This is a genomic window from Streptomyces olivochromogenes, assembly GCF_001514115.1.
Taxonomy (GTDB): Bacteria; Actinomycetota; Actinomycetes; order Streptomycetales; family Streptomycetaceae; genus Streptomyces; species Streptomyces olivochromogenes.
The window spans coordinates 277,624-293,736 of sequence record NZ_KQ948462.1; the positions used below are offsets into that span (position 1 = coordinate 277,624).

Consider the following 16,113-nt stretch of genomic DNA (forward strand, 5'->3'; position numbering starts at 1 on the left):
GCCGTTTTCGTTCGGCTGCGGGACGGTGGGGGCTGGTCGCGCAGTTCCCCGCGCCCCTGGGCGGGGCTGCGCCCCGATTCCCCGGCCGGCCGTTTTCGTTTGGCTGCGGGACGGTGGGGGCTTGTCGCGCAGTTCCCCGCGCCCCTTTAGGGCGCTGGCGCGCATCTTCAGCCTGTCCGGCGTTTGAGGACGAGCCCTTCAGGCGATCGGGGTCGAAGGGGCGGAGCCCCTGGGGGATGGGACGGGTAGGGGCGGCGGGGGCGAGGGAAACGGCGGGTGCCCTGTACGCCGCGTCGGCATACAGGGCACCCTGAGACAGAGCGGAGCGGCTACGCGGGGACGGAGGCCACCCCGACCTCGAGGAACCGCTTGCCGGTCACTCGCTCGGAGACGCCCTCACGGTCCAGGTACGGAGTGATCCCGCCCAGGTGGAAGGGCCAGCCGGCACCGGTGATCAGGCAGAGGTCGATGTCCTGGGCCTCGGCGACGACACCCTCGTCGAGCATCAGACCGATCTCCTGGGCGACCGCGTCCAGGACACGGGCACGCACCTGCTCCTCGGTGAGGACCACGTCGCCCTGCTTCAGGAGCGCGGCGACCTCGGGGTCCAGCTCCGGCTTCCCGGAGTCGTACACGTAGAAGCCGCGCTTGCCCGCCTTGACGACGGCCGCGAGGTTCGGGGAGACCGTGAAGCGGTCGGGGAAGGCCCGGTTGAGGGTCTCCGAGACGTGCAGACCGATCGCGGGGCCGACCAGTTCGAGCAGGACCAGCGGAGACATCGGCAGACCCAGCGGCTCCACCGCCTTCTCCGCGACCTCGACCGGCGTGCCCTCGTCGATGACGTTCTGGATCTCGCCCATGAAGCGGGTGAGGATGCGGTTGACGACGAACGCCGGGGCGTCCTTCACCAGCACCGCGGTCTTCTTCAGCTTCTTGGCGACGGCGAACGCCGTGGCCAGCGAGGCGTCGTCCGTCTGCTCGCCCCGCACGATCTCCAGCAGCGGCAGGATCGCGACCGGGTTGAAGAAGTGGAAGCCCACGACCCGCTCGGGGTTCTTGAGCTTCGACGCCATCTCCGTCACCGAGAGGGAGGAGGTGTTGGTGGCGAGGATCGCGTGCGCCGGGGCGACCGCCTCGACCTCCGCGAACACCTGCTGCTTGACGCCGATCTCCTCGAAGACGGCCTCGATGATGAAGTCGGCGTCGGAGAAGCCCTCGGCCTTGTCCAGGACACCGGTCACCAGCGCCTTGAGGCGGTTGGCCTTGTCCTGGTTGATGCGGGACTTCGCCAGCAGCTTGTCGATCTCGGCGTGGACGTAGCCCACACCCTTGTCGACGCGCTCCTGGTCGATGTCCGTGAGGACGACCGGTACTTCGAGGCGGCGCAGGAAGAGCAGGGCGAGCTGCGAGGCCATCAGGCCCGCGCCCACGACGCCCACCTTGGTGACCGGACGGGCCAGGCTCTTGTCCGGCGCGCCCGCGGGGCGCTTGCCACGCTTCTGGACCAGGTTGAAGGCGTAGATGCCGGAACGCAGTTCGCCGCCCATGATCAGGTCGGCGAGGGCGATGTCCTCGGCGTCGTAGCCCTTCTGCAGGTCGCCGTCCTTGGCCGCCTCGATGATGTCGAGGGCGCGGTACGCGGCCGGAGCCGCCCCGTGCACCTTGCCGTCGGCGATGAACCGGCCCTTGGCGACGGCCTGGTCCCAGGCGTCGCCGCGGTCGATCTCGGGACGCTCGACCGCGATGTCGCCCTTGAGGACGGACGCGGTCCAGATCAGCGACTGCTCCAGGAAGTCGGCGCCTTCGAAGAGGGCGTCGGCGATGCCGAGGTCGAAGACCTGCTTGCCCTTGAGCTGCTTGTTCTGGTTGAGCGAGTTCTCGATGATGACCGAGACGGCCTTGTCGGCGCCGATCAGGTTCGGGAGCAGCGTGCAGCCGCCCCAGCCCGGGACCAGACCGAGGAAGACCTCGGGCAGGGAGAAGGCCGCGATGGCCTTCGACACCGTGCGGTACTGGCAGTGCAGACCGACCTCGACGCCGCCGCCCATCGCCGCGCCGTTGTAGTACGCGAAGGTCGGGACGGCCAGCGCCGCGAGGCGCTTGAAGACCTCGTGGCCGCCCTTGCCGATGGCGAGCGCGTCGTCGTGGTTCTTGAGGAGCTCGACGCCCTTCAGGTCCGCGCCGACCGCGAAGATGAACGGCTTGCCGGTGACGCCGATACCGACGATCTCGCCGGCCGCGGCCTCCTTCTCGACCTGGTCGATCGCGGCGCTGAGGTTCGCCAGCGAGGCCGGGCCGAAGGTGGTCGGCTTGGTGTGGTCGAAGCCGTTGTCAAGGGTGATGAGCGCGAAGCGCCCGGCACCGAACGGCAGGTCGAGGTGGCGTACGTGCGCGGACGTCACGACCTCGTCGGGGAACAGCTCGGCCGCACCCTTCAGGAGTTCAGCGGTGCTCACTTGTTGCCTCCGGCGTCCTTGTGGTGCGGGTTCTCCCAGATCACCGTGGCGCCCATGCCGAAGCCGACGCACATGGTGGTGAGGCCGTAACGGACCTCCGGCTGCTCCTCGAACTGGCGGGCCAGCTGCGTCATCAGACGTACGCCGGAGGAGGCGAGGGGGTGGCCGTAGGCGATCGCGCCGCCGTACTGGTTGACGCGCGCGTCGTCGTCGGCGATGCCGTAGTGCTCCAGGAAGGCGAGCACCTGGACGGCGAAGGCCTCGTTGATCTCGAAGAGGTTGATGTCCTCGATCGACAGGCCGGCCTGGGCGAGAGCCTTCTCGGTGGCCGGGATCGGGCCGTAGCCCATGACCTCCGGCTCGACGCCCGCGAAGGCGTACGAGACCAGGCGCATCTTGACCGGCAGGCCGTTCTCGCGGGCGAAGTCCTCGGAGGCGAGGATCGACGCGGTCGCACCGTCGTTCAGACCGGCGGCGTTACCGGCGGTGACCCGGCCGTGGACGCGGAACGGGGTCTTCAGGCCGGCCAGGTTCTCCAGCGTGGTGCCCGGGCGCATCGGCTCGTCGGCGGTGACCAGGCCCCAGCCGGTCTCACCGGCCTGCGCGTTGGTGTTGCGCACCGAGATCGGCACCAGGTCCTGCTGGATCTTGCCGTTGGCGTACGCCTTGGCGGCCTTCTCCTGCGAGCGCACGGCGTACTCGTCGGCGCGCTGCTTGGTGATCGTGGGGTAGCGGTCGTGCAGGTTCTCGGCGGTCATGCCCATGAACAGGGCGGACTCGTCGACCAGCTTCTCGCTGACGAACCGCGGGTTCGGGTCCACGCCCTCGCCCATCGGGTGGCGGCCCATGTGCTCGACACCACCGGCGATGACGGCGTCGTACGCACCGAAGGCGATGGAGCCCGCGGTCGTGGTGACGGCGGTCAGCGCGCCCGCGCACATACGGTCGATGGAGTAGCCGGGAACCGACTGCGGCAGCCCGGCGAGGATGCCCGCGGTCCGCCCCAGGGTCAGACCCTGGTCACCGATCTGCGTGGTCGCGGCGATGGCGACCTCGTCGATCTTCTTCGGGTCGAGGCCCGGGTTGCGGCGCAGCAGCTCCCGGATGGCCTTCACGACGAGGTCGTCGGCGCGGGTCTCGTGGTAGATGCCCTTCGGGCCCGCCTTGCCGAACGGGGTGCGGACGCCGTCGACGAAGACGACGTCCCTGACGGTACGAGGCACGATGGCTCTCCTCCAGATGCGGGATGGCACTGCTGCGCGTCGCACGCGACTGAGCGCGCGCTCACCCCGTCATGCTACTTGCGAGTAACCACCCTGCCCACCCCCGACGGCGGGAGCGGTGAACGTCACACGAAAGCCGTCCGAGGATCTTGGCGTGATCTCGACGTCGATCTTTCGCTTCAAGGGCCCCGAAAGGGGCGCGGGGACCTGCGCGAGCAACCCAGAACAACCCGCAGTCGCCGTACGACAGAACCACGTACGGCGACTAGGCACTAGGCCCCCTTCACCGCCAGTGCCTCCACCAATACCGGTGTGACCAACTCCACCTGCCAGGCCCGAGCCCCGTACCCGGCGAGCGCGGCCGAAACGGACTCGGCGTCGGCACCGGCCGGCGGCTCCCAGCACACCCGCCGCACCGTGTCCGGAGTGATCAGGTTCTCCTGCGGCATGTTGAGCTGCTCGGCCAGCGCCGACACGGCGGCCCGCGCCGCGGAGAGCCGGGCGGCGGCGGCCGGGTCCTTGTCGGCCCAGGCGCGCGGCGGCGGAGGCCCGGTGACGGGCTGCCCCGGCTGCGGCAGCTCGGCGTCCGGCACTGCCTTCGCGCGGTCCACGGCGGCCTGCCACTGCTCCAGCTGGCGCCGCCCCATCCGGTGCCCGAACCCGTTCAGCGCGGCAAGCGCGTGCACGTTGGCCGGAAGGGAGAGCGCGGCCTCCACGATGGCCCCGTCCCCCAGGACCTTGCCCGGCGAGATGTCCCGGCGCTGGGCGATCCGGTCGCGGGTCTCCCACAGCTCCTGCACGACCGCCATCTGCCGACGGCGGCGCACCTTGTGCATCCCGGACGTACGGCGCCAGGGGTCCTTGCGCGGCGGCGCGGGCTCGGCCTGCGCGATCGCGTCGAACTCCTGTCGGGCCCAGTCCAGCTTGCCCTGCCGGTCGAGCTCCTTCTCCAGGGCGTCGCGCAGGTCGACGAGCAGTTCCACGTCGAGCGCGGCGTAGCGCAGCCACGGCTCCGGGAGCGGGCGCGTGGACCAGTCGACCGCGGAGTGCCCCTTCTCCAGTACGAAGCCGAGCACGCTCTCGACCATCGCGCCCAGGCCCACTCGGGGGAACCCGGCCAGGCGTCCGGCCAGCTCGGTGTCGAAGAGCCGCGTCGGCACCATGCCTATCTCCCGCAGACACGGCAGGTCCTGGGTGGCGGCGTGCAGCACCCACTCGACGCCGGAGATGGCCTCGCCGAGCCCGGAGAGGTCGGGACAGGCGACGGGGTCGATCAGTGCGGTGCCGGCGCCCTCACGGCGCAGCTGCACCAGATAGGCGCGCTGGCCGTATCGGTACCCGGACGCGCGTTCGGCGTCCACGGCCACGGGGCCGGAGCCGGCGGCGAAGGCCGCGATCACCTCGGCGAGCGAGGTCTCGTCGGCGACGACGGGCGGAATGCCCTCTCGGGGCTCAAGCAAAGGGATCGGCGCCGATTCGACGTCGTCCGGAGGGCCGCCTCCGGTGGTTCGCAGTGAGCTGTCTTCTGCGGTCTCTTGGGCGTCGGTCACCTGTCAAGGGTATCTGTGTATGGACTGCGCCCGCCGACGGAACGTTCCGTCGACGGGCGCAGGAGGGTCGTAAACCAGTCAGGTCGGTGAAAGTTCCGGTCCGGTGGGGGGTATACCCCGTTTCAGTGGATGATCCCCGTCCGCAGGGCGACCGCCACCATCCCGGCACGGTCGCCCGTGCCGAGCTTGCGGGCGATGCGGGCGAGGTGGCTCTTGACGGTCAGCGCGGACAGGCCCATGGAGACGCCGATGGCCTTGTTCGACTGGCCCTCGGCGACGAGCCGGAGCACCTCGACCTCTCGGCCGGAGAGCTCGCGGTAGCCGCCCGGGTGGCTCGGGGCACCCGGGGGGCGGCGGTGCATACGGGCGGCGGCCGAGCCGATGGGCGCGACACCGGGTCGGGTGGGGAGCCCGACGTTCGTGCGGGTGCCGGTGACGACATAGCCCTTGACGCCGCCCGCGAGGGCGTTGCGCACGGCGCCGATGTCGTCGGCGGCGGAGAGGGCGAGGCCGTTGGGCCAGCCCGCGGCTCGGGTCTCGGACAGCAGGGTGAGCCCGCTGCCGTCGGGCAGGTGGACGTCGGCGACACAGATGTCGCGCGGGTTGCCGATTCGGGGACGGGCCTCCGCGACGGACGACGCCTCGATGACGTCGCGCACTCCGAGCGCCCAGAGGTGGCGGGTGACGGTGGATCGGACCCGTGGGTCGGCCACGACCACCATGGCGGTCGGCTTGTTCGGGCGGTAGGCGACCAGGCTTGCGGGCTGCTCGAGGAGAACGGACACCAGGCCTCCTGGGGGTGCGGGACGGGGACCGGCTGTGGGGATGAAGCCGGGGCGAACCGTGCTTTCAAGGTCACAGACGTCTTCGGCATCAAACCCGTCCGCCTTTAGAGAATGATCACGATTTGGTGAGTAACAATCCGTGCAATTCGGACACGCGATCGATCATCCGAAGATCGAACCGAGTCGTTCCGTGTCGCGACACGGCTGAAAGTGGCCGTATCGACAAAACCTCGGCAAGGAACTCGGCAAAGGGCGCGGCGTTCCGCGAGGTCGAAAAGGGCGCCCGTTCGACATGACACGGGCGCCCCGGAAGACGGAGAGACGAAAGAAGGGCGTTCAGCGGGACTGCGGCCCCCGGCGCTGCGGGAGGGTCACCACCGAGCCGTCGCCCGGCCCCGCCGGGGGCAGGCCCGCGATCTGGCAGAGCAGATCGCACCAGGCGGCGAGGTGCGCGGCCGTGTCCGGTACGCCGCCCAAGCCCTCGCGAGGCGTCCAGGAGGCCCGGATCTCGATCTGGGACGCGGCGGGGCGCTCGGACAGCCCCCCGAAGTAGTGCGAGCTCGCCCGGGTGACGGTGCCGCTCGGTTCGCCGTACGACAGACCGCGGGCCTGCAACGCGCCGGTCAGCCACGACCAGGAGACGTCGGGGAGCAGCGGGTCGGCCGCCATCTCCGGTTCCAGCTCCGCGCGGACCAGCGTCACCAGCCGGAAGGTGCCCTGCCAGGCGTCGTGCCCCGCCGGGTCGTGCAACAGGATGAGCCGGCCGTCCGCCAGGTCCTCGTCGTCGGCGACGACCGCGGCCTCCAGCGCGTACGCGTAGGGGGCCAGGCGCTGTGGCGGGCGCGTCGGGTCGATCTCGATCTCGGGCCGCAGCCGCGCGGCCCTCAGTGCGTCGACGGCAGCCCGGAAGGGCGGCGGAGCCGTCTCCCTCGCATCCCGGTCCCCCTCCTTGGCATCGTCCATTTCGCCAGCGCCGTCCGACAGTCGTCCCTGAGCCGCAGCCATGCGGGGAAGATTAAGGGGAACGGAGCCCGCGCGCAGGGAGAGACACCCGTGCGCCGGACCACTGTCCGGATCGTGCCGCGCGAAAGCGCAGGCGGGAGCGGACCGCTCCGGGCGCCGGAGCCCGGCACTTGCGGGTCGGTGGGGCGTGCGAGACTTTCCGTCGTGAGTGCCAATGACCGCCCCGCCACGGGCCAGCCGCCGACAGCCACGTACGAGTCCGCCTTCCTGAAGGCATGCAGGCGCGAGCCCGTGCCGCACACGCCGGTGTGGTTCATGCGGCAGGCCGGTCGCTCACTGCCCGAGTACCTCAAGGTGCGCGAGGGCATCCCCATGCTGGAGTCCTGCATGCGGCCCGAGCTGGTCGCCGAGATCACCCTCCAGCCGGTGCGCCGGCACAACGTGGACGCGGCGATCTACTTCAGCGACATCGTCGTCCCGCTGAAGGCTATCGGCATCGACCTCGACATCAAGCCGGGCGTCGGCCCGGTCGTCGCGAACCCGATCCGCACCCGCGCCGACCTGGCCCAGCTCCGTGATCTGACCCCCGAGGACGTCTGGTACGTCACCGAGGCGATCGGGCTCCTGACGGCCGAGCTCGGCGAGACCCCGCTCATCGGTTTCGCGGGCGCGCCTTTCACCCTCGCGAGTTACCTCGTGGAGGGCGGTCCGTCCAAGAACCACGAGCACACCAAGGCGCTCATGTACGGCGACCCGCAGCTGTGGGCCGACCTGCTCGACCGTCTCGCCGAGATCACCTCCGCCTTCCTGAAGGTACAGATCGAGGCGGGCGCGAGCGCCGTCCAGCTCTTCGACTCCTGGGTCGGCGCCCTGGCGCCCGCCGACTACCGGCGCTCGGTGATGCCCGCGTCCGCCAAGGTCTTCGAGTCCGTGGCCGGGTACGGCGTGCCGCGCATCCACTTCGGCGTCGGCACCGGCGAACTGCTCGGCCTCATGGGCGAGGCGGGCGCGGACGTCGTCGGCGTCGACTGGCGCGTCCCGCTCGACGAGGCCGCGCGCCGTGTCGGCCCCGGCAAGGCGCTCCAGGGCAACCTCGACCCCGCCGTCCTCTTCTCCACCACCGAGGCCGTGGAAGCCAAGACCCGCGAGGTGCTGGACGCCGCCGCCGGTCTGGAGGGCCATGTCTTCAACCTCGGCCACGGCGTCATGCCGAGCATCGACCCGGACGCGCTGACCCGCCTCGTGGAGTACGTCCACCAGCAGACCGCGCGCTGACCTCCTACGGGGGACGACACACGCCTCGACGCCGCCCGCCTCACCAGCTGTGCCGCGCCTGTCTGCCGAACAGCAGGCTGCGCGGTTCCGGCGGTGGCGGGGTGCCCGGGCGCAGCGGCCAGGCCAGCAGCATCCCCACGAGGAAGCCGACCACGTGGGCCTCGTACGCCACGGTTCCGGCGGTGGAGACGCCGCCGCCGGACGAGTACACCGCCTGCAACGCGAACCAGAAGCCCAGCACCAGCCACGCGGGCAGTCGCAGCGGCAGGAAGACCAGGAACGGGACGAGCACCCAGACCCGAGCCCTCGGATAGAGCACCAGATAGGCGCCGAGGACTCCGGCGATCGCTCCGGAGGCGCCGATCAGCGGGTCGCTCGAGTCGGCGTTGAGGTACGCGAAGCCGTACGCGGCCGCGTAACCGCACGCCACGTAGAACACCGTGAACCGCACATGTCCGAGGCGGTCCTCGATGTTGTTGCCGAAGATCAGCAGGAAGAGCATGTTGCCGAGCAGGTGCAGCCAGCTGCCGTGCAGGAACATCGCGGTGAGGACCGAGAGCGGCGGCGACTTGTCGTACGTCGGCGGCCCCACCAGGCACCCGGGGCCCCCGGCCCCGACGCCGACGTCGCCGGTCGGGACCAGGCGGGGCAGTTGGTGGTGGACCAACTCCTGTGGCACCGCGGCGTAGTGCTCCAGGAACGCGTGCAGATGGCACAGCTGGGAGAGCCCGCTGTCACCCGCCACCGATCCCGCGAGGCCGGGCGTGTAGAGGAACACCAGAACATTGGCGGCGATCAGCGCATACGTCACATAGGGCGTGCGGCGCACCGGGTTCACGTCATGGACGGGGATGACCACGAGGAACTAGTGCCCGGGATACGCCGGGTGAATCCGTGAACGTCCCCGCCCCCGCGTCCGTATGTCTCCTCAACCGCCCGCGCCGCGACGAAGACGCGACACGAGAGACGTGAGGACACAGGCGATGAACGACCGAGTTACTCCTCCGATGCATGCCCTGCCCGACGGCGAGGCGGAAATCGCCCTGGTGCTGCACCTCCCCTGGGAGGACGTCGCCGCGCTCGGCCAGGAGGCCGGACGGCTCGCGGCGCGGATGCAGCGGCCGGTGACCCTCGACGAGGCCGTCAGCCACCGACTGCGCTCCGCGCGATCGGCCGCCCACGCCAAGCCGCCGGTGGCTCAGCCGGCGGCCGTGACCTCCTCGGCGTCGGTGTCCTCGTTGCCGGCACGGCCGCCGGCCGAGCAGGCGCGGCAGGCGATAGACCGCATCAATGGGAACTCGGGGCACGAGTCCGCGTAGGAGCGCAGCGGTCGGTCGTGTGTTGGCTGCGGATCCGTTGTGGCTGGTCGCGCCCACGCGGCGGAGCCGCATATGTCACAGCCCCGCGCCCCTACGGGGCGCTTCGCCGTACCGCCGTCACCGCCTTGCGTGCCGCCACCAGGATGGGGTCCCACACCGGTGAGAACGGGGGCGCGTAGCCCAGGTCCAGGTATGTCATCTGTTCCACCGTCATGCCCGCGGTCAGCGCCACCGCGGCGATGTCGACCCGCTTCGCCGCGCCTTCCCCGCCGACGATCTGCACGCCGAGCAGCCGCCCCGTGCGGCGCTCGGCGAGCATCTTCACCGTCATGAGGTCCGCGTCCGGGTAGTAGCCCGCGCGGCTGGTCGACTCGATGGTGACGGCCTCGAACCGCAGGCCCGCCCGGTGCGCGTCCTTCTCGCGCAGCCCGGTGCGGGCGATCTCCAGATCGCAGACCTTGCTCACGGCCGTGCCGACGACACCGGGGAAGGTCGCGTACCCGCCGCCCACGTTGGAGCCGATGACCTGGCCGTGCTTGTTGGCGTGCGTGCCCAGCGCGATGTGCCGTTCGCGTCCCGAGATCAGCTCGAGCACCTCGACGCAGTCGCCGCCGGCCCAGATGTTCTCGTGTCCGCGCACCCGCATCGCCAGGTCGGTGAGCAGCCCGCCGTGGTCGCCGAGGGGGAGTCCCGCGGCCCGTGCGAGCGTGGTCTCGGGGCGTACGCCGATGCCGAGCACGACCACGTCCGCCGGGTACTCCGTGTCCTCGGTGGCCACCGCGCGGACCCGGCCCGCGTCCCCGGTGAGGAGCTTGGTGATCTCGGCGTCGTTGACCATGGTGACGCCGAGGTTCTCCATGGCCGTGTGCACCAGGCGGCCCATGTCGGGGTCGAGGGTGGACATCGGCTCCTTGCCGCGGTTGACGACCGTCACCTCGTACCCGCGGTTGATGAGCGCCTCGGCCATCTCCACGCCGATGTAGCCCGCGCCGACGACCACCGCGCGACGGCCCTCGGTCGTCGCCAGCGTGTCCAGGAGGGCCTGACCGTCGTCCAGGGTCTGCACGCCGTGCACGCCCGGAGCGTCGACGCCCGGCAGGTCGGGGCGGATCGGACGGGCGCCGGTCGCGATCACGAGTTTGTCGTACGAGGTCCACTCCTCGGCCCCGGTCTCGAGGTCGAGCGAGCGGACGCGGGCCCCGGCGACATCGATCTCCGTGACCTCGGTGCGCATCCGCAGGTCGATCGCGCGCTCCCGGTGCTCCGCCGGGCTTCGGGCGATCAGCCGGTTCCGCTCGGGGACGTCGCCGCCCACCCAGTACGGGATGCCGCAGGCCGAGTAGGAGCTGAAGTGACCGCGTTCGAACGCCACGATCTCCAGCTCGTCGGGCCCGCGCATCCGGCGTGCCTGTGACGCGGCGGACATGCCCGCCGCGTCACCTCCGATCACGACCAGTCGCTCCGTACGGCTCATGCTCATGCGAACACGCTACGGGGACCGGGCATTTCAGTCCTCGTCGCCACCCTCTTCGCGCACCGGCGGCGCCACCGGCAGCGAACCCGCGCTCGCGGGAGCCGCTTGGGTCCCGGGCCGGCGCGGCCGCCCCGTGCGGGCGAGCCGCAGCCACAGCGCCAGGAGGAGCCCGGCGCTCAGCAGGAACGGGAGCACTACGCCGAACACCACGGCGATCCAGCGCAGCATCGTGACGAACGCGTCCCAGCCGCCCGTCAGCGCGTCCACGAAGCCCGGCGTGTCGGACTTCTTCGCGGCTTCCTTCGGCGGGGTCTCGGAGAGGGAGAGCGTGATGGTGGCCAGGCTGGTGCGGTCCTTCAGGGACGCCTGCTGGGCGAGCAGGGCGTCGAGGTCCGACTCACGGGTGCTCAACTCGCCTTCCAGGGCGACCACATCGCTGAGCTTGGTGGCCCGGTCCATCAGCTCGCGGACCCGGGCCACGCTGACGCGCTGCGACTTGACGCGGCTCTCCACGTCGACGACCTGATCGGTGACGTCCTCCGCCTTCGCCGTCCGCTCGACGACCTTCCCGGTGCCCTCCAGGGAGGAGAGCACCGCGTCGTAGTGGTCGGTGGGCACACGCAGTACGGCTCGGGTGCGCTCGCGGCCCCCGCCGTCCCGGGTGGTCGTCTCGTTGCCGACGTAGCCGCCCGCGTCGACGGCCGCGGTGCGGGCGGAGTCCAGCGCCTTGGGCACATCCTTGACCTGAAGGGTCAGCGAGGCGGTGCGGATGATGTGGCTGCCGGCCGGCACGGACGTGCCGGTGGCCTTGGACGGGTTGGTGGACTTCGCGCCGCCCGCGCCCGAGGCGACGCTGCCCGCCGCGTCCGAGCGGGCGTTCTCGGCGCCCGGCGTGGCCGCCTTGTCGGCGCTGGAGGCGGAGTCACCGCCGGCGGCGCCGCAGCCCGTCACCGCGAGCGCGGCGGCGAGGACCATCCCGGCGAGAACCGGGCCGGTTCGTGCGGAACGTCGTTTGTTCATGTGGGCGTACCCCCCGTGGCTGGCGACTGCTGACCTTCCTTCGACGCCGGGGCCGGGTGCGACGTTTGTCGGATCCGATCGCGATGCGGTCACGGTCGGGACTCGCGCAGGACACCGCCACACGGGACGGCGGATCCGGGTCCCGGCGGTCCTGTCAGCGGGGTCTGAGAAGGTGGAGTCATGCGCGCACAGGACAGTCGTACGGGTACGGGACAGGTCGTCGTCATCGGGGGCGGCATCGCCGGTCTGGCCGCCGCCCACCGCCTGCTGGACCGCGGCGCGCGGGTGACCGTCCTGGAGGCGTCGGACCGCGTCGGCGGCAAGCTGCTGCCCGGCGAGATCGCGGGAGCGCGGGTCGACCTCGGCGCCGAGTCGATGCTCGCCCGCCGCCCGGAAGCCGTCGCGCTCGCCCGCGAGGTGGGCCTCGCCGACCGCCTCCAGCCGCCCGCCACCGCGACCGCCTCCCTGTGGACGCGCGGCGCGCTGCGCCCCATGCCCAAGGGCCACGTCATGGGCGTGCCCGGCACGGCCGCCGCCCTCTCTGGAGTCCTCTCCGACGAGGGCCTGGCCCGCATCGAGCGCGACGCCGAGCTGCCCCGCACGGAAGTCGGCGACGACGTGGCGGTGGGGGAGTACGTGGCGGCACGCCTCGGCCGCGAGGTCGTCGACCGCCTGGTCGAGCCCCTCCTGGGCGGTGTCTACGCGGGCGACGCGTACCGCATCTCGATGCGGATGGCCGTCCCCCAGCTGTTCGCCGCCGTCCGCACCCACGCCTCCCTGACCGAGGCGGTCCGCGAGATCCAGGCGAAGGCGGCCGCGGCCCAGCAGACCGGGCCGGTGTTCATGGGCATCGAGGGCGGAGTGGGCCAACTCCCGCTCGCCGTCGCGCGGTCGGTGCGCGCGCGGGGCGGCGAGATCCTCACCGGCGCCCCGGTGACGGAGCTGCGCCGCGCCGAGGACGGCGGCTGGCGGGTCGTGGCCGGGGGACGCGTCCTGCACGCGGACGGAGTCGTCGTCGCGGTGCCCGCGGGCGCGGCCGCCGCCCTGCTGAGGGCCGAGGCGCCCGCGGCGGCCACCGAGCTGGCCGGTGTCGAGTACGCCTCCATGGCGCTGGTGACGCTCGCCTACCGGCGCGCGGACATCACCCTCCCCGAAGGGAGCGGCTTCCTGGTGCCGCCGGTGGACGGCCACACCATCAAGGCATCCACCTTCGCCTCCCGGAAGTGGGGCTGGATCGCCGAGGAGAACCCCGACCTGCTCGTCCTGCGCACCTCCGTCGGGCGGTACGGCGAGACGGAGGTGCTGGGCCGCGACGACGCCGACCTCGTGGACGTCTCCCGGCACGACCTGCGCGAGGCCACCGGCCTGGCCGCCGAGCCCGTGGCGACCCGGGTGACCCGGTGGGACGACGGCCTGCCGCAGTACCCGGTCGGGCACCACACGCGTGTGGCCCGCGTCCGCGAGCACGTGGCCAAGCTCCCGGGGCTCGCCGTCTGCGGCGCGGCGTACGACGGGGTCGGCATCCCCGCGTGCGTCGCGAGCGCGTACGCCGCCGTGGACCAGCTCGGCGGCGACCGCGCCGGACTGGACGCGCTCAGGGCGAACCCGGTGCAGAGCCTGCACGGCGGAGCGGGAGAATAGCCTCATGAGTGACGACGCCCCCACCACCGAGTCCGGCAGGGTCCCGAACAAGGGCAAGCTGGCCAAGGACCTCAACGAGGTCATCCGCTACACCCTGTGGTCCGTGTTCAAGCTGAAGGACGTGCTGCCCGAGGACCGCGCCGGCTTCGCCGACGAGGTCCAGGAGCTCTTCGACCAGCTCGCCGCGAAGGACGTCACCGTCCGCGGCACGTACGACGTGTCGGGGCTGCGCGCCGACGCCGACCTGATGATCTGGTGGCACGCCGAGACCAGCGACCAGCTCCAGGAGGCGTACAACCTCTTCCGCCGCACCAAGCTGGGCCGCGCCCTGGAGCCGGTCTGGTCGAACATGGCACTGCACCGCCCCGCCGAGTTCAACCGCTCGCACATCCCGGCGTTCCTCGCCGACGAGACGCCGCGCAACTATGTGAGCGTCTACCCCTTCGTGCGTTCCTACGACTGGTACCTGCTGCCTGACGAGGACCGCCGCCGCATGCTCGCCGACCACGGCAAGATGGCCCGCGGTTACCCGGACGTGCGCGCCAACACGGTCGCCTCGTTCTCCCTCGGCGACTACGAGTGGATGCTCGCGTTCGAGGCCGACGAGCTGTACCGCATCGTCGACCTCATGCGCCACCTGCGCGCCTCCGAGGCCCGCATGCACGTCCGCGAGGAGGTCCCGTTCTACACGGGCCGCCGTAAGTCCGTGGCCGAGCTGGTCGCCGGGCTCGCCTGATCAGGGAGCCTGACGGGTCGTCTTCGCGTCCTCACGGGCCTGTGCGTCGTGCCGGGTGGTCTTGTCACCGCCCGGCGCCGCCGGCTCCGGCTCCGCGTGCGGGGCGCACGCCGCGCGCCGCTCCGGGAGGCGGCCCTCCAGGAGGTACGCCTCCAGGTAGCCGTTGACGCACTGGTTGGGCCCGCCCGCGATCCCGTGCGTCCCGGCGCCGTTCTCGGTCACCAGGACCGAGCCCGACAGCCGCCGCTGGAGCTCCACCGCCCCCTCGTAGGGCGTCGCCGCGTCCCGCTCGGCCGCCAGGATCAGGACCGGCGCCAGCGCCCCGGGCAGCGTCCGGACATCGAGGGGCTTCTGCCGCGGCACCGGCCAGTACGCGCACGGCAGGTTCATCCACACGTTGTCCCAGGTCTCGAACGGCGCCACGCGCGCGAGCCGCGTGTTGTCCCGGTCCCAGGTACGCCAGTCCGTCGGCCAGGACGCGTCGTTGCACTCCACGGCCGTGTACACCGCGTTGCCGTTCTCCGCCTCGGCCGACGCCTCCGGATGCGGCCCGGCCTGCTGGATCAGCGGCTTCGGGTCGCCCTTCAGATAGGCGGACAGCGCCAGGGCGCGCTTTGGCCAGTAGTCGTCGAAGTACCCCGCCTCCAGGAACGCGCCCTGCAACTGACGCGGCCCCACCTTGCCGCCCGCGGGCGCCGTGGCGAGCCGTGCCCGCGCCTTCTCGTAGTTGCGCAGCACCGCTTGGGGCGTGGTGCCGAGCGCGTACTCCTTGTCGTGCTTGGCGATCCACGCGCGGAAGTCCGTCCAACGGGCCTCGAACGCGGCCGACTGGTCGAGGTTGTTCCGGTACCAGATCTGCCGGGGGTCGGGGTTGACCGCCGAGTCGAACACCATCCGGCGTACGTGCGAGGGGAAGAGCGTCGCGTACAGGGCGCCGAAGTACGTGCCGTACGAGGCCCCCATGAACGTCAGTTTCCGCTCGCCCAGCGCGGCGCGCAGCACATCGAGGTCGCGGGCGTTGTTGAGCGAGGTGTAGTGCCGGATGCCCTGCCCGGAGCGCTTGAGGCAGCCGCGGGCGTACGCCCGCGCCTCCGCGATGCGCTCCTTCTTGTACGTCTCCGAGGGGTTCGTCGGCGACTGTGCGGGCCCCTTCAGGAAGTGCTTCGGGTCCTCGCAGGACAGCGGGGCCGAGCGGTCCACGCCGCGCGGGGAGTAGCCCACGAGGTCGTACGCGGCCGCGATGCGTTTCCACTCGGGGAGGATGCCGATCATCGGGAAGTACATGCCGGACGCGCCCGGGCCGCCCGGGTTGTAGACGAGGGAGCCCTGACGCGGCACCTTGTGCTTGGAGTTGCGCAGGTCCTTGCCGGTGGCGCCGGAGCGGCTGACGGTCAGTTTGATCTTCTTGCCGTCAGGGTGCGCGTAGTCCAGCGGCACGGTGACCGTGCCGCAGCGCATCTCGACCGGGAAGTGGTCCGCCTTGGGGCACGCGCCCCAGTGGACGCCGGCCGTCGCGGCGCGGGTGACGGCGACCACGGTGCCGCGCGCCTCGAGGGCGGCCGCGGGGTCCGGCCACGCCGCCGCACCGCCCGCGGGGGCGGCGACGAGGCCGCTCAGAAGCAAGGACCCGGTGGTTCCGTACAGGACGGCAGCTCTCATCGCGTATCCCCT

13 protein-coding genes are annotated in these 16,113 nt (G+C 71.6%); 4 read left to right on the top strand and 9 right to left on the bottom strand.

What is annotated here, in order from left to right; translation table 11 throughout:
* Window positions 1-329 precede the first annotated feature (329 nt).
* The 5 genes from AQJ27_RS30230 to AQJ27_RS30250 form a co-directional block, all read right to left on the bottom strand.
* Window positions 330-2,456 (bottom strand): 3-hydroxyacyl-CoA dehydrogenase NAD-binding domain-containing protein, encoded by a 2,127-nt coding sequence (locus AQJ27_RS30230; RefSeq protein ID WP_067375466.1) that lies wholly within the window; start codon window positions 2,454-2,456, stop codon window positions 330-332.
* Window positions 2,453-3,679 carry a thiolase family protein gene (locus tag AQJ27_RS30235; RefSeq protein WP_067375468.1) on the bottom strand — a complete coding sequence of 409 codons (1,227 nt, stop codon included), beginning with the start codon at window positions 3,677-3,679 and terminating at the stop codon, window positions 2,453-2,455. Before AQJ27_RS30235 ends, AQJ27_RS30230 begins: the two co-directional genes overlap by 4 nt.
* A 272-nt stretch (window positions 3,680-3,951) precedes the next feature.
* Window positions 3,952-5,229: a ribonuclease D gene (locus tag AQJ27_RS30240; protein WP_067375470.1), complete on the bottom strand. Its 1,278-nt coding sequence runs from the start codon at window positions 5,227-5,229 to the stop codon at window positions 3,952-3,954.
* Window positions 5,230-5,351: 122 nt separating this feature from the next.
* Entirely contained in the window at window positions 5,352-6,014 is a 663-nt protein-coding gene (locus tag AQJ27_RS30245) for a response regulator transcription factor (protein WP_054234007.1), read from the bottom strand.
* Between the two features lie 336 nt (window positions 6,015-6,350).
* On the bottom strand, window positions 6,351-6,977 hold the full coding sequence (locus AQJ27_RS30250; protein ID WP_067375472.1) for a DUF3000 domain-containing protein: 627 nt from the start codon (window positions 6,975-6,977) through the stop codon (window positions 6,351-6,353).
* A 204-nt stretch (window positions 6,978-7,181) separates the two neighbouring features.
* On the opposite strand from AQJ27_RS30250, the gene hemE reads away from it, so the two are divergent.
* Window positions 7,182-8,252, top strand: coding sequence for a uroporphyrinogen decarboxylase (gene hemE, locus AQJ27_RS30255; protein ID WP_067375474.1), 1,071 nt, complete (start codon window positions 7,182-7,184; stop codon window positions 8,250-8,252).
* A gap of 40 nt (window positions 8,253-8,292) precedes the next feature.
* Here hemE and AQJ27_RS30260 read toward each other — a convergent pair whose 3' ends face one another.
* Window positions 8,293-9,111, bottom strand: coding sequence for a rhomboid family intramembrane serine protease (locus AQJ27_RS30260; RefSeq protein ID WP_067375476.1), 819 nt, complete (start codon window positions 9,109-9,111; stop codon window positions 8,293-8,295).
* A 124-nt stretch (window positions 9,112-9,235) separates the two neighbouring features.
* Here AQJ27_RS30260 and AQJ27_RS30265 point away from each other — a divergent pair, with 124 nt between their 5' ends.
* Window positions 9,236-9,571: a hypothetical protein gene (locus AQJ27_RS30265; RefSeq protein ID WP_201264368.1), complete on the top strand. Its 336-nt coding sequence runs from the start codon at window positions 9,236-9,238 to the stop codon at window positions 9,569-9,571.
* Between the two features lie 91 nt (window positions 9,572-9,662).
* Here the strand turns inward: AQJ27_RS30265 and AQJ27_RS30270 are convergent, their stop codons facing one another.
* Both AQJ27_RS30270 and AQJ27_RS30275 read right to left on the bottom strand, forming a co-directional pair.
* Entirely contained in the window at window positions 9,663-11,051 is a 1,389-nt protein-coding gene (locus tag AQJ27_RS30270) for an FAD-dependent oxidoreductase (protein WP_067375480.1), read from the bottom strand.
* Window positions 11,052-11,078: 27 nt separating this feature from the next.
* Window positions 11,079-12,065, bottom strand: coding sequence for a DUF4349 domain-containing protein (locus AQJ27_RS30275; protein ID WP_067375482.1), 987 nt, complete (start codon window positions 12,063-12,065; stop codon window positions 11,079-11,081).
* Between the two features lie 180 nt (window positions 12,066-12,245).
* Here AQJ27_RS30275 and hemG point away from each other — a divergent pair, with 180 nt between their 5' ends.
* Together hemG and hemQ are read left to right on the top strand one after the other, a co-directional pair.
* Window positions 12,246-13,706: a protoporphyrinogen oxidase gene (gene hemG / locus AQJ27_RS30280; RefSeq protein ID WP_067375484.1), complete on the top strand. Its 1,461-nt coding sequence runs from the start codon at window positions 12,246-12,248 to the stop codon at window positions 13,704-13,706.
* Window positions 13,707-13,710: 4 nt separating this feature from the next.
* A complete protein-coding gene (gene hemQ / locus AQJ27_RS30285; protein WP_067375486.1) occupies window positions 13,711-14,442 on the top strand; it encodes a hydrogen peroxide-dependent heme synthase in 732 nt (243 codons plus the stop codon).
* Here hemQ and AQJ27_RS30290 read toward each other — a convergent pair whose 3' ends face one another.
* Window positions 14,443-16,101 carry an alpha/beta hydrolase gene (locus tag AQJ27_RS30290; RefSeq protein ID WP_067375488.1) on the bottom strand — a complete coding sequence of 553 codons (1,659 nt, stop codon included), beginning with the start codon at window positions 16,099-16,101 and terminating at the stop codon, window positions 14,443-14,445.
* Window positions 16,102-16,113 lie beyond the last annotated feature (12 nt).

Excerpts from the sequence above, each read along its gene's own strand:
- AQJ27_RS30250 (WP_067375472.1), bottom strand. The coding sequence starts at position 6,977 with ATGGACGATGCCAAGGAGGGGGACCGGGATGCGAGGGAGACGGCTCCG.
- AQJ27_RS30270 (WP_067375480.1), bottom strand. The coding sequence starts at position 11,051 with ATGAGCATGAGCCGTACGGAGCGACTGGTCGTGATCGGAGGTGACGCG.
- AQJ27_RS30290 (WP_067375488.1), bottom strand. The coding sequence starts at position 16,101 with ATGAGAGCTGCCGTCCTGTACGGAACCACCGGGTCCTTGCTTCTGAGC.
- AQJ27_RS30275 (WP_067375482.1), bottom strand. The coding sequence starts at position 12,065 with ATGAACAAACGACGTTCCGCACGAACCGGCCCGGTTCTCGCCGGGATG.
- hemG (WP_067375484.1), top strand. The coding sequence starts at position 12,246 with ATGCGCGCACAGGACAGTCGTACGGGTACGGGACAGGTCGTCGTCATC.
- hemQ (WP_067375486.1), top strand. The coding sequence starts at position 13,711 with ATGAGTGACGACGCCCCCACCACCGAGTCCGGCAGGGTCCCGAACAAG.
- AQJ27_RS30265 (WP_201264368.1), top strand. The coding sequence starts at position 9,236 with ATGAACGACCGAGTTACTCCTCCGATGCATGCCCTGCCCGACGGCGAG.